The 12,887-nt window shown below is 70.6% G+C and carries 10 protein-coding genes, 1 tRNA gene and 1 riboswitch; of the genes, 4 read left to right on the top strand and 7 right to left on the bottom strand.

Features of this window, described 5'->3' with window-relative positions; genetic code table 11:
* Positions 1-106 precede the first annotated feature (106 nt).
* Positions 107-670: a tyrosine-type recombinase/integrase gene (locus MCBG_RS31915; RefSeq protein WP_223201273.1), complete on the top strand. Its 564-nt coding sequence runs from the start codon at positions 107-109 to the stop codon at positions 668-670.
* A gap of 51 nt (positions 671-721) precedes the next feature.
* Here MCBG_RS31915 and MCBG_RS19605 read toward each other — a convergent pair.
* Positions 722-795: transfer RNA gene (locus MCBG_RS19605), tRNA-Gly, on the bottom strand.
* A gap of 268 nt (positions 796-1,063) precedes the next feature.
* On the opposite strand from MCBG_RS19605, the gene MCBG_RS19610 reads away from it, so the two are divergent.
* On the top strand, positions 1,064-2,056 hold the full coding sequence (locus MCBG_RS19610) for a zinc metalloprotease (protein ID WP_043327608.1): 993 nt from the start codon (positions 1,064-1,066) through the stop codon (positions 2,054-2,056).
* Between the two features lie 72 nt (positions 2,057-2,128).
* Here the strand turns inward: MCBG_RS19610 and MCBG_RS19615 are convergent, their stop codons facing one another.
* Positions 2,129-2,674, bottom strand: coding sequence for a pyridoxamine 5'-phosphate oxidase family protein (locus MCBG_RS19615; protein WP_043327609.1), 546 nt, complete (start codon positions 2,672-2,674; stop codon positions 2,129-2,131).
* Positions 2,675-2,752: 78 nt separating this feature from the next.
* Between MCBG_RS19615 and dcd the strand changes: the two genes are divergently transcribed.
* Complete coding sequence (dcd, locus tag MCBG_RS19620; RefSeq protein WP_043327610.1) at positions 2,753-3,331, top strand: dCTP deaminase; 579 nt, start codon at positions 2,753-2,755, stop codon at positions 3,329-3,331.
* Between the two features lie 64 nt (positions 3,332-3,395).
* Here dcd and MCBG_RS19625 read toward each other — a convergent pair whose 3' ends face one another.
* Positions 3,396-4,427, bottom strand: coding sequence for a C40 family peptidase (locus tag MCBG_RS19625; protein ID WP_043327611.1), 1,032 nt, complete (start codon positions 4,425-4,427; stop codon positions 3,396-3,398).
* Between the two features lie 13 nt (positions 4,428-4,440).
* Positions 4,441-4,578: riboswitch (cyclic di-AMP (ydaO/yuaA leader) on the bottom strand.
* A gap of 238 nt (positions 4,579-4,816) precedes the next feature.
* On the opposite strand from MCBG_RS19625, the gene MCBG_RS19630 reads away from it, so the two are divergent.
* A complete protein-coding gene (locus tag MCBG_RS19630) occupies positions 4,817-6,850 on the top strand; it encodes an N-acetylmuramoyl-L-alanine amidase (protein ID WP_043327612.1) in 2,034 nt (677 codons plus the stop codon).
* 65 nt (positions 6,851-6,915) lie between these two features.
* Here the strand turns inward: MCBG_RS19630 and MCBG_RS19635 are convergent, their stop codons facing one another.
* The 4 genes from MCBG_RS19635 to MCBG_RS19650 form a co-directional block, all read right to left on the bottom strand.
* Positions 6,916-7,926 (bottom strand): C40 family peptidase, encoded by a 1,011-nt coding sequence (locus tag MCBG_RS19635; protein WP_043330781.1) that lies wholly within the window; start codon positions 7,924-7,926, stop codon positions 6,916-6,918.
* 170 nt (positions 7,927-8,096) lie between these two features.
* Positions 8,097-9,101, bottom strand: a complete 1,005-nt coding sequence (locus MCBG_RS19640) for a hemolysin family protein (protein ID WP_043327613.1) — start codon at positions 9,099-9,101, stop codon at positions 8,097-8,099.
* Positions 9,094-10,401: a hemolysin family protein gene (locus tag MCBG_RS19645; RefSeq protein ID WP_043327614.1), complete on the bottom strand. Its 1,308-nt coding sequence runs from the start codon at positions 10,399-10,401 to the stop codon at positions 9,094-9,096. Before MCBG_RS19645 ends, MCBG_RS19640 begins: the two co-directional genes overlap by 8 nt.
* 138 nt (positions 10,402-10,539) lie before the next feature.
* On the bottom strand, positions 10,540-12,738 hold the full coding sequence (locus MCBG_RS19650) for a (Fe-S)-binding protein (RefSeq protein ID WP_043327615.1): 2,199 nt from the start codon (positions 12,736-12,738) through the stop codon (positions 10,540-10,542).
* Between the last annotated feature and the right edge of the window lie 149 nt (positions 12,739-12,887).

The following is a 12,887-nucleotide window of genomic DNA, read 5'->3' on the forward strand; positions in this document are numbered from 1 at the left end:
CCGCGCACCCGGCCCCGACTAGGCTCCGGCGCTCAAAGGCTAGGATAGCTAGCCGGAGCCTAGTCGGGGCCGGGTGCTTCAAAGACGCGACACGCCGGGGAAATTTGTGACATTCGTCACTCTGCTTATCCTCGCCATCCGAACTTTCTGCCGTCGACCCGGCCTCGCGGGGGCAGGCCGCTGCCCGACCCGCCAACTTCAAGACGGACTTGACGCACGAACGGCCCCTCCCCCGGCAGGCCCAGTCGCCGATGCCGACATTCGGACCGTCACCATTCCCGACGCGATCCGCCGTGACATCCGCCCACACCTGGACGACTTCGTCGACGAGGACCAGGACGCGCTCGTCTTCACCGGCGCGAAGGGTGCTGTCCTGCGCCGCTCCAACTTCCAGACCGCCTGCAAGTGGCGTGACTGCGTGGCTGCGGCTGGCCTGCCCGGCTTCCACTTCCACGACCTGCGGCACACCGGTAATACCCTGGCGTCCCGGACCGGGGCGAGCCTTGCCGACCTCATGGCCAGGATGGGTCACGCCTCGACTCGCGCGGCATTGATCTACCAGCACACCGCCAAGGAGCGCGACGAGCACATCGCGAGCGGGCTCAGCGAGCAGATCAAGAAGGGCCGTGATCGGGCACGTAGCGGGCACGGCCAGCGCAAGAAGCGGTAGCAACGAACGAGGCCCCAGCCAGGAAACCTGTCCTGAGCTGGGGCCTCACGTTGGAGCGGGTGACGGGAATCGAACCCGCACTGTCAGCTTGGGAAGCTGATGTTCTGCCATTGAACTACACCCGCAGGCGGCACCACTCTACCTGAAGCCCCCCACCCCCGTGCAGTCAGGTGCGCGCGCCACCTCGGCGAGGTGGCGGCATCGGCGGGCGGCTGACCCAGCCACCTCCCCGAACTGGAGTGGATCAAGCACTCACCGGCGCCGGCAGGCGCGAAGTTGCACGTCGGAAACGTATGGGCATTCTCAAATGCATCGATGGGATGTAACGTCTGCCCCACGTTTCCGCACCGGCGTGACACACCCCCTGGCACGCCGTCAGAAAGAGGTGGGCCCATGGGACTCCGTCCCAACCTGCTGACCCGGCGTACCGCCGGTGTCGCGACGTCGACCCTCGCGCTGCTGCTCAGCACCGCCGCCGTCGGCGTCGTTCCCGCTGCTTCGGCCTTCTCGGCCGCCCCGGCCGGCGTCTGCGCCGAGCCTGCTGACGCCCACGCCGACGAGCACGCGAACGCTCGCGTCGCGAAGGGCGGCAACGCCAAGCTCGACCCCAACCACCTGACCGCCAAGCAGGTCCAGGACCGGGAGGCCGACCTCGCCGCCGCGCAGCGCGAGCGGGCCAACTTCCGGACCGGCGCGGTCACCCCGCTGGCCACCGTGACGATCCCGGTCGTCGTGCACGTCATCCAGGAGAACAGCACCCGGGCCGGCGGCAACATCACCGACTCGATGATCAACCAGCAGATCACCGTGCTGAACCAGTCGTACGCGGGCTCGACCGGCGGCGCCGCCACCGCCTTCGGGTTCCAGCTCACGAAGATCAACCGGGTGACCAACCCGTCGTGGTACCCGATCGTGCAGGGCTCCTCCGCCGAGCGCTCGATGAAGACCTCGCTGCGTGAGGGCGGCAAGAACACGCTGAACATCTACCTCGGCGAGCTGAGCGACAGCCTGCTGGGCTGGGCGACGTTCCCGAAGCGGACGCTGGACAAGATGGACGGCGTGGTCGTGCTCAACGAGTCGCTGCCCGGCGGCACCGCCACCAACTACAACCAGGGTGACACCGGCACCCACGAGGTCGGCCACTGGCTGAACCTCTACCACACCTTCCAGGGCGGCTGCTCCGGCTCGGGCGACAGCGTCTCCGACACCCCGGCCGAGGCGTCCCCGGCGTACCAGTGCCCGACCGGCCGCGACACCTGCTCGACCGCCGGCAAGGACCCGATCACCAACTTCATGGACTACACGTACGACTCCTGCATGTACCAGTTCACCGCCGGCCAGGCGAGCCGCATGCTCACCGCGTGGAACGCCTACCGCGCGGCCTGACCGCCTCGTACCACGTACCGGTGCCGGCCCTGTCCTCGGACGGGGCCGGCACCGCTCGTTTCGGGGTCGGGGTCAGGCGGCCGGGCGGCGGGTGTCGAAGCCGTGCCGGCCGCGCCGGCCCTCCGCGCCCACCGGCTCACGCCGGGCCGGTTCGGCCCCGAGCGGGTCGAGCCACACCCGCACCTGCGGCGGAGCGGCGCCGGGCTGGGCGACAGGGTCGCGCCGGGTCAGCATCGCCGCCTCGACTGTGAACTCGAACAGCCGCCAGTCACCATGTGGCGACGCGCGGGCGATCCGGGCCAGCCGCGTCACGGTGGCCGGGTCGGTCACCGGCCGCGCGCGCCCCGCGATGTACGCCTCGTCGTCGCTCTCCTCGGGCGGGAACGAGTGCAGCGCGTAGCGGCCGTCGCGTTCGAGGTCACGGCGCTTCGGCGAGTCGATGACGAAGCACCATAGGCCGTCGTCGGTGAACACCGGGGAGACCGGGTGCACGCGGGGGCCGCCGTCGGCGCGGACCGTGGCGAGGTAGCCGAAGCCCGGCCCGTACTGCTGCATCAGGAGGCGGATCTCGCCGGCGAGGCGGGGCTCGTCGGCGGCGAATTCGGACCAGGAAGCCATGCGGACATCCTATCGAACACGTGTACGAAGAAGTAGTGCGACACGCAGGTCACCCATACCGGTCGCTATGGTGTTCCGATGCTGCTCTCCGACCGCGACCTGATCTCCGAGATCAAGGCCGGCACGCTCGCGCTGGAGCCCTTCGAGCCCACGCTGGTGCAGCCGTCGAGCATCGACGTACGCCTGGACCGGCTCTTCCGGGTCTTCAACAACCACCTCTACACACACATCGACCCGTCGGTCCAGCAGGACGACCTCACCTCGATGGTGGAGGTGCCCGAGGGCCAGCCGTTCGTGCTGCACCCGGGCGAGTTCGTGCTCGCCTCCACGCTTGAGGTGATCTCGCTGGGCGACCAGCTCGCGGGCCGGCTCGAGGGCAAGTCGAGCCTGGGGCGGCTGGGGCTGCTGACCCACTCGACAGCCGGCTTCATCGACCCCGGCTTCTCCGGCCACGTCACGCTGGAGCTGTCGAACGTGGCGAACCTGCCGATCACGCTCTGGCCCGGCATGAAGATCGGCCAGCTCTGCATCTTCCGGCTCTCCTCGCCGGCCGAGCACCCGTACGGCTCGGCCGTCTACGGCTCGCGTTACCAGGGGCAGCGCGGCCCGACGCCGAGCCGGTCCTGGCAGAGCTGGCGCACCTGGCCGACGCGCTGACGCCGCCCGCAGTTGTTAAGAAGGGCCCCCTCCTCTACCGGAGGCGTTAAGAGGGGGCCCTTCCTTACACGCGGCCGTAGCTGTTGATGTCGCCGTCGTCGACCCGCTTCATCGTGATGGGCTTGCCGGACTGGGAGGCGTGCACCACCCAGCCGTCGCCCACGTACATCGCCACGTGGTGCAGGTCGCTGTAGTAGAAGACGAGGTCGCCGGCGCGCAGCTCGGCCCGGCTGATGCGCTTCGTCACGCCGTGCTGCTGGCGTGCGCTGTGCGGCAGCGAGACGCCGCCCTTGGCCCAGGCCGCCATGGTGAGGCCCGAGCAGTCGAAGTGGTCCGGGCCGGCGGCGCCCCAGACGTAGATCTTGCCGATCTGGGCGCAGGCGAACTTCACCGCCGCTCCGGCCGGGCCGCCGGGATAGCCGGCCGGGCAGGGCGCCGGGCGCAGCGGGCCGCCGCCGCCCTTGCCGTACACCTTGAGCCGCAGCTTCTCCAGCTTGGCGATCTCGGCGTCGATCTGCTTCTTCTTCGCCGCGAGCTGGGCCTCGGTGCGCGCCAGGCCGGCGATCATCTCGTCCAGCGGCTTCTTCTTCGCCGCCAGCTCGTCGCGCAGCGCGGCGACCGAGCGCACCTGCTCGTGCTGGCGGTGCGCGAAGCGGTCGAGCAGCTCCAGGCCGTCGACCAGGTCACCGGGTGAGCGGCTGCCGAGCAGCGCGTTGACCGTGGAGAGGTTGTCGGCCTTGTAGGCGTCGGCGGCGAGGCCGCCCACCTGGCCGAGCGCGGCGTCCACCCGGGCTTGCAGGGGTGCGATCTGCCGGCCGAGCGCGTCGGCCTGCCTGCGCCGCGCGGCGAGCTGCTCGCGTACGTCGTTGACCTGCTCGATGACCGGTTCGAGCTTGTTCCAGTCGCGGTCGATCTGGGCCTCGATCTCGGCGACCGAGGGTTCGGCGTGTGCCGCAGTGGCGCCGCCGGTCAGTACGACGGCGGTGCCGACCAGTGCGGCGAGGGCGGTGGTGAAGCGGGACCAGCGGGAACGCGGCGCGGCGCTGGACCGGTCGACCGACCGGTTCGACGACGGCCGCGGGGCATGGAGTGCCACCGGGCGTCCGTACTCCTTCTTCCGTACCGCCTACCGGGTTAGCTGACGGATTCGGGCGGGAAGGGAGCCGCCCTACCGCAGCAGCGCTGCGGATTCACCCCAGGTACCTGGTTCCCCGGCTCGCCCGGAGGCGACTCGGCGGTGTCGGACCGTCACCGACCGGGTTGGACGGTGAGACGTGCGGCCGACGATTCACCAGAGTAGGGACCACCGTTATCGATCCGCAACTTCCAGCGCCGTGACACTCCGTACGCGATCCAGCGCCACACCGCGCACGGAGGTGAAATTTTCTTTCACGACTGATTACTTACTGGAAAGGTATTGACCGTCGCGGGTGTGCGGAGTGAGGGTGGAAACGCAGTGACCCCCATCCCTGTCCAGGAGGTTCGATGCATCTCTCCGCCCCGCCGTCGGGCAGACGGATACTGCTCGCCGCCGCCGTGGCCACGGCCACCGCGCTGGCGACCACCGGCCCGGTTACCGCCGCGCCGGACACGTCCGCGCCCGCGAGCGACCGGCAACAACAATACGCCGCCGCCGCGGCCGAGTACGGCGTCCCCCAGAACGTGCTGCTCGGTGTCTCCTATCTGGAGTCCCGCTGGGACACCCACCCGGGTCAGCCCAGCACCAGCGGCGGCTACGGCCCGATGCACCTGACCGACGCCGCGCACATCCTCGCCACGCCGGGCAGCGCCCACGTCGACGAGGACGAGGACCCGCGCGGCGACGACTCCCGGCCGCTGAAGCTCGACCCGGCCACCGCCGCCGCGCCGACGCGGGAGACGCCGCTGCCGAGCGCCTCGCTCCAGACGCTCGACGCGGCCGCCGCGCTCACCGGGCTGGACGCGGGGACGCTGCGCACCGACCCGGCCGCGAACATCCGCGGCGGCGCGGCGCTGCTGTCGTCGTACCAGAAGGCTCTGGGCGGGCCGGTCGGCGCCGGCACCGACCCGGCGGCCTGGTACGCCGCGGTGGCCCGCTACTCCGGCGCGGACACCGCCGACGCGGCGGCGGCCTTCGCCGACGAGGTCTACGACCAGCTCGGCCAGGGCGCCACCCGGACCACCGACGACGGCCAGCGGGTCACGCTCGCCGCCACCGCCGCGAAGCCGGACCGCGCCCGGCTGGCCCGCCTCGGCCTGCGCACCGCGCAGCGGCCGGACGGACTGGAGTGCCCGGTCCGGCTGGCCTGCGAGTGGATTCCCGCGCCCTACGAGCAGCTCAGCGACGACCCGGGCGACTACGGCAACCACGACCTGGCTGACCGGCCGAAGCAGCAGAAGATCGAGTACATCGTCATCCACGACACCGAGGGCTACTTCGGCCCGAGCGTCGACCTGGTGAAGCGGGCCGACTACCTGGGCTGGCACTACACGCTGCGCTCGGTGGACGGCTACATCGCCCAGCACATCAAGACCAAGGACGTGGGCTGGCACGCCGGCAACTGGTACGTCAACGCCAAGTCCATCGGCCTGGAGCACGAGGGCTTCGCCGGCCAGGGCACCTGGTACACCGAGGCGATGTACCGCACCTCCGCCAAGCTGGTCCGCCACCTGGCGCTGAAGTTCGGCATCCCGATGGACCGGCAGCACATCATCGGCCACGACAACGTGCCCGGCATCACCGCCGCCAACGTGGGCGGCATGCACTGGGACCCGGGGCCCTACTGGGACTGGTCGCACTACTTCGACCTGATGAAGGCGCCGTTCCGCGGCACCGGCACGGCGAAGACCGGCCTGGTCACCATCGACCCGGACTTCGCCACCAACCGGCCCGCGTTCACCGGTTGCAACCAGCAGCCGCCGGGCGTCCCGACGCCCACCCCGCCGGCGCAGCCGTGCCCCTCGCGCGGCTCCTCGGCGGTGATCCTGCGGACCGCGCCGAGCCCGGACGCCCCGCTCGTCAACGACCTCGGGCTGCGCCCGGACGGCACGCCGGACACCATGTACATCTCCGACCACGGCGCCCGCGCCTCGGCCGGCCAGACGTACGCGCTCGCCGGCCGGCAGGGCGACTGGACCGCGATCTGGTACCTCGGCCAGAAGGCGTGGTTCCACAACCCGGCCTCCGCGCCCACCGCCAAGTGGGCCACCGGCTTCGTGGTGACCCCGCGGCCCGGCAAGGCCACCATCCCGGTGTACGGCCGCGCCTACCCGGAGCAGTCCGCCTACCCGGACACCATCCCGTACCAGGCCATCTCTCCGCTGCAGTACACGTTCGCCGCCGGCCAGCGGTACGCGGTCGGCGGGGTGCTGCCCGGCGAGTACTACCGGGCGGTCTCGTTCGACGGTTCCGCGCCGGGTGACCGGACCGTGGTACGCGGGAAGAACCAGTACGTGCAGGTCCAGTTCGGCCACCGGATCATGTTCGTGAACCTGGACGACGTGCTGATCCTGCCGTCCCCGGTCGGCGCGCCGCGCTGACCCCTCCCCGAGAACGCGAAGGCCCCCGGTCCATGCGGACCGGGGGCCTTTCGGTGTGACCGAGGTCAGGTGACCCGGACGAAGCCGGCGAGCGGCTGGGTGTTGATGCTCGACACCTGGACCGGCTTGCCTGTCCGGGGCGCGTGCACCATCACCCCGTTGCCGAGATAGAGCCCGACGTGATGCAGATCGGAGCCGAAGAACACCAGGTCACCCGGGCGCGCCTCGGAACGGGACACCTTGCGGCCCTCGTTCCACTGCGCGCCGGTGAAGTGGGTGAGCGAGATGCCCGCCGCCTTGTACGCGTACTGCGTGAGGCCGGAGCAGTCGAACGCGTTCGGGCCGGTGGCACCCCACACGTACGGGTCGCCGACCTGGGCGCACGCCGTCGCGATCGCGGTACGCGCGGCGCTGCTCACCACGCCGTCGATCTTCGGGCAGCCCGCCGGGCGGATCGAGGTCACCGGCAGCATGGCGGTGAGCCGCTTGATCTCCGAGTCGATCTGCTTCTTCTTCGCCGCGAGGTCGTTCTGCTGCTTGGTCTCCAGCTCGATCAGCTCGTCGAGCTTCTCCTTCTGCCTGTTGTACTCGTCCCGCACCTTGAGCACACCGGCGATCTGACGGCGCTGGTCGTCGGCGATCCGGTCCAGCATGACCAGCTGCTCGGCCAGCGTGCCCGGCTTGGTGCTCACCAGCAGCGCGCCCAGCTCCTGCGACGGGCCCTGGATGTAGTAGCGGGCCGCGATGTCGCCGACCTTGTTCATGGCGAGCGTGGAGGCCAGCTCCAGCGGCACCATCTTGTCCTTCAGCGCCTTGGACTTCTTCTGGTTGGCGCGAAGCTGCGAGCGGACCTTGTTGAACTGCTCGATGGTGGGTTCGAGCTGCTCCCACTGCTTGTCGATCTGCGCGTCGATCTCGTCCACCGACGGCACCGCGTGCGCCGGAGCCGTCAGCATCCCGGCGCCGACCGCGGCGGCCGCGACCAGGGTGACCAGACGGCGTGCCATCCGGTGGAACCCGGCACGTCGGCCGGGTGGAGCGCTCGGGGCGTGACGTTGAGGGGGCGTGGTTGCCACCGGCACGGACTCCTTTGCAACCGACCGCCGGGCGCCTCGCGAGAGGGAAGATCGAGGCAGACGACCCACAGCGGTCGGTGCCCCACATTAGGGAAGGCGTCCGGTGGAATCAAGGCGACCGTTTGTTCAATCACGTATCCGCAATCGATTGCACACCAAGGGTATTCATTTCATCTTCCGACGATGGCTGTCAATACGTCGTCGAGCGTCACCACGCCCATCGGCCGCCGTCCGTCGCTGACCAGCACCATGTGGCGGCGTTCGCGGCGCATCGCGAGCAGCAGGTCGGCGAGCGTACGGTCCGGCGGCACCACCGCCAGCGGCCGGTAGACAGCGGCCGGCACGGGGGCCCGGCGACTCGCGCCGGCGTACCCGAGCACGTCCTTCACGTGCACGAAACCGAGCACCCGGCGGGTGGACCGCTTCACCACCGGGAAGCGGGACCGGCCGGTGCGGGTCGCCAGCACCTCCAGCGACGCCGGTGAGACGTCCTCGGCGACTGTGGTGACAGTGGACCACTGTTGCAGCGCGTCCGCCGCCGTACGGCTGTGCAGGGCCAGCGCGCCGGTGATCCGGGCGTGCTCCTCGGCGTCCAGCAACCCCTCGGTACGCGCCTGCGAGACCAGCCCGGCCAGTTCCTCGGCGGTGAACACGGTTTTCACCGCGTCTGTCGCCTCCACCCGCCACCACCGCAGGACCTGCCGGGACGCCCACTTCATCGCCAGCAGCAGCGGCTTGGTGACCAGGCAGAACGCCAGCATGGCCGGGCCGAGCCAGAGCGCCGAGGGCTCCGGACCGGCCAGCGTGATGTTCTTCGGCACCATCTCGCCGACCACCGTGTGCAGGAACACCACCACCGCCAGCGCGATGACGAAGGTCACCGGGTGCACCGCCGAGGCGGGCATCCCCAGCGCGGCGAACGGCCCCTCCAGCAGGTGGGCCAGCGCCGGCTCGGCGATCGCGCCGAGGCCGAGGGAACAGACGGTGATGCCGAGCTGCGCTCCGGCGATCATCAGCGGGATCTGGTTCATCGCGGCCAGCGCCCACCGGGCCCGCTTCGACGTCGCCGCAAGCGGTTCGATCACGGTACGGCGGGAGGCGATCAGCGCGAACTCGCTGCCCACGAAGAACGCGTTGCCGAGCAGCAACACCACCGCCACGAGTAGCTCAGGCACCGTCGTCGGGCTCCTCGGGGCGCACCACCCGCACCTGCTCGATCCGGTGCCGGTCGACCTCCACCACCGTGAACTCGTACCCGGCCTCGTCGACCGTCTCGCCCGGCACCGGGATGTGGCCCAGCCGCGCCATCAGGAAGCCGCCCAGCGTCTCGTACGGCCCGTCGGGCAGCCGGAACCCGGTCTGCTCGACCAGTTCGTCGGCGCGCAGCACGCCGTCGGCCAGGACGGTCCGCTCGCCGCCCGGCACGGTGAGCTCCACCGGCCCGGCGTCGTCGACCGCGTCCGGGTCGAACTCGTCGGCGATCTCCCCGACCAGTTCCTCGACCAGGTCCTCCACCGTCACCACGCCGTCGGTGCCGCCGTACTCGTCCACCACGATCGCCAGGTCCGCCCCGGCGGCCTTCAGCGCGGCCAGCACCCCGTTCAGGTTGAGGCTCTCCGGCACGTACACCGGTTCCCGGGCCACCGCGGCCACCGAGGTGACGGCCCGGCGGGCCAGCGGCACCCCCAGCGCGTCGGGCACCCCGGCGACGCCGGTGACCAGGTCGAGCGTCTCCTCGTAGACCGGGAACCGGGTCCGGCCGGTCTGCCGGGAGAGGTCCAGCAGGTCGGCGACGGACGCGGTGGCGCGCAGCGCGGTGACGTCCACCCGGGGCGTCATCGCCTCGGCGGCCCGCTTGTCACCGAAGCGGATCGTGCGCCGCAGCAGCATCGCGGTGTCCGGCGGCAGCGCGCCGGCCCGCGCCGAGATGGCGGCGAGCAGGCCCAGCTCTTCCGGGGAGCGGGCGCTGGCCAGCTCCTCCTGCGGCTCCACGCCGAGGCGGCGCACCAGCCGGTTGGCTGATTCGTTCAGCAGCCGGATCAGCCAGCCGAACATGCGGGAGAACGCGCGCATCGGCGCGGCGGTGGCGAGCGCCGCCGGCATCGGGCGGGCCAGCGCCAGGTTCTTCGGCACCAGCTCGCCGAAGAGCATCGAGATGAGCGTGGCGAGGGCCAGCGCGAGCAGGCCGGAGAAGCGTTCCGCGCCGCCGAGCGGATGCAGCAGCGGGGCGAAGATCCGGGCCAGCGCGGGTTCGGCGAGGTAGCCGGTGAGCAGCGCGGTGAGGGTGATGCCGAGTTGCGCGCCGGAGAGCTGGAAGGACAGTTCGCGCAGCGCGCGGCGTACCGTGGCGGCCCGGCCGTCGCCCTCGCCGGCCCGCCTGTCGATCTCCGCCCGGTCCACGGTGACGAGGGCGAACTCGGCCGCGACGAAGAAGGCGTTGCCGGCGGTCAGCAGCACGAAACCGACCAGGGGCAACAGCGTCAGAAGAAGAAGGCCGTCGATGGGCGTGATTGTGGCACGCGAGCGCCGACGGTGGGCCCCCGTGGCGCGCGACGGCGGCGGCACCGCACGGGTGCCGCCGCCGTCGTGGTCCGGCTTCCGCCGGGGTACGCCTCAGCTCGCGCTCGGCGCGACCTCCGGCTCGCCAGCCGGGGCCTCCGGCTTGACCGAGCGCAGCAGCACGCTGGCCACGTCGACCACCTCGACCTGTTCGCCCGCGCCCTTGCCGTTCACGCCGTCGTTCAGCATCGTCGAGCAGAACGGGCAGCCGACCGCGATGGTCTTCGCCCCGGTGGACATGGCCTCCTCGACCCGGTCCACGTTGATCCGCTTGCCGATCTTCTCCTCCATCCACATCCGGGCGCCGCCGGCGCCGCAGCAGAAGGAGCGCTCGCTGTTACGCGGCATCTCGGTCAGCTCGCCCTGGATCGAATCGCCGAGCACCTCACGCGGCGCGGCGAAGATCCGGTTGTGGCGGCCCAGGTAGCACGGGTCGTGGTAGGTGACGCCGCCGTCCACCGGCTGCACCGGGGTGAGCTTGCCGGCGCTGACCAGGTGGGCCAGCAACTGGGTGTGGTGCACGACCTCGAACTCGCCGCCGAGCTGGCCGTACTCGTTGCCGAGCGTGTTGAAGCAGTGCGGGCAGGTGGCGACGATCTTGCGCTTGGTCTTCTCCCGGCCCTCGAACGCCTCGTTCAGCGTCTCGACGTTCTGCTGGGCGAGCATCTGGAAGACGAACTCGTTGCCGATGCGGCGGGCCGGGTCACCGGAGCAGGTCTCGCCCTCGCCGAGGATGGCGAAGGAGACGCCCGCCTCGTTGAGCAGCGTGGCGACCGCACGGGTGGTCTTCTTGGCCCGGTCCTCGAACGCGCCGGCGCAGCCGACCCAGAACAGGTACTCGAAGTCGTCGACCTCGCCGACCCGCGGCACCTCGAACCCGAGGCCCTTGGTCCAGTCCTCGCGGGTGTTCTGCGGGGCGCCCCACGGGTTGCCCTTGTTCTCCAGGTTGCGCAGCATGACGCCGGCCTCGGACGGGAAGCTCGACTCGATCAGCACCTGGTAGCGGCGCATGTCGACGATGTGGTCCACGTGCTCGATGTCCACCGGGCACTGCTCGACGCACGCGCCACAGGTGGTGCAGGACCAGAGCACGTCCGGGTCGATGACGCCGCCCTCTTCGGCGGTGCCGATCAGCGGCCGGTCGGCCTCGGCCATCGCGAGCACGTCGACGCCGGCCAGCTGCTCCTGCGTCGCCTTCTCCTCGCCGGTGAGGTCCTTGCCGCCGCCGGCGAGGAGGTAGGGCGCCTTGGCGTACGCGTGGTCGCGCAGGCTCAGCACCAGCAGCTTCGGCGACAGCGGCTTGCCGGTGTTCCAGGCCGGGCACTGCGACTGGCAGCGGCCGCACTCGGTGCAGGTGCTGAAGTCGAGCAGGCCCTTCCAGCTGAACTGCTCGACCTGGGCGACGCCGAACTGGTCCTTCTCCGGGTCGGCCTCCTCGAAGTCCAGCGGCTTGCCCTCGCTGGTCATCGGGCGCAGCGGGCCGAGGCCCGAGCCGGCCGGCTTCTCCGGGTCGCGCTTGAAGAAGATGTTCGGGAAGGCCAGGAAGCGGTGCCAGGCCACGCCCATGGTGACGTTCAGCGAGATCACGATGAGCCAGGTCATCGAGATGCAGATCTTGATGAGCGCGGCGACGCTGACGCCGGCCTCCCAGTTCGGGAGGACCGAGCCGATCGCGTGGCTGAGCGGGGCGGCCCAGACCGGGTACTCGAAGTGGTCGGTGGCGACCTTGAAGCCCCGGATCACGAACCCGAAGATCAGGACCAGCAGGACGACCCACTCGACGAAGTAGCCCTGCCACATGCTCGAACCGGTGAACCGGGAGCGGTTCTCCGCGCGGCCCGGCCGGTTGCGCAGGCGGATCGCCATCAGTACCAGGATGCCGACCAGGCCGAGGATGCCGATCCACTCGGTGACCAGGCCGAAGATCGTCCAGTGCCCGATGATCGGCAGCCCGCCGCCGGTCGAGACCACCTCGAAGTAGGCCTCCAGCACCAGCAGCGACAGCACGATGAAGCCGACCATCACGAACCAGTGGGCGGCGCCGACCACGCTCCACTTCAGCATGCGGGTGTGACCTGCGGTCTCCACCAGCATCTTCTTGGTACGCGCGCCCTTGTCGCCGAAGCGCTCCGGCGCGGGCTGACCGAGCCGGATGACGGCGGTCATCTTCATGACCGCGCGCACCGCAAGCCACACCGCGACAGCGGTGATGGCGGCCGCGAGGATCGTGGTGACGATCTGGACGCTGCCCATCGAGTTGGCCTCCCGGTCTGCTGCTTGTCCGTGCAGCCTACGCGCAAGGTTACCCAGCAGTAACGTGAGTCTTCTCGCACCAGGCCACGCCGCCCTGCGCACACCTTAGGTGTAGCGGCGACGAAGCGCCTGGCAGGGGCGGCGTGGCG

The sequence above is a fragment of the Micromonospora sp. M42 genome, assembly GCF_000568915.1.
GTDB classification, from domain to species: domain Bacteria; phylum Actinomycetota; class Actinomycetes; order Mycobacteriales; family Micromonosporaceae; genus Micromonospora; species Micromonospora chalcea.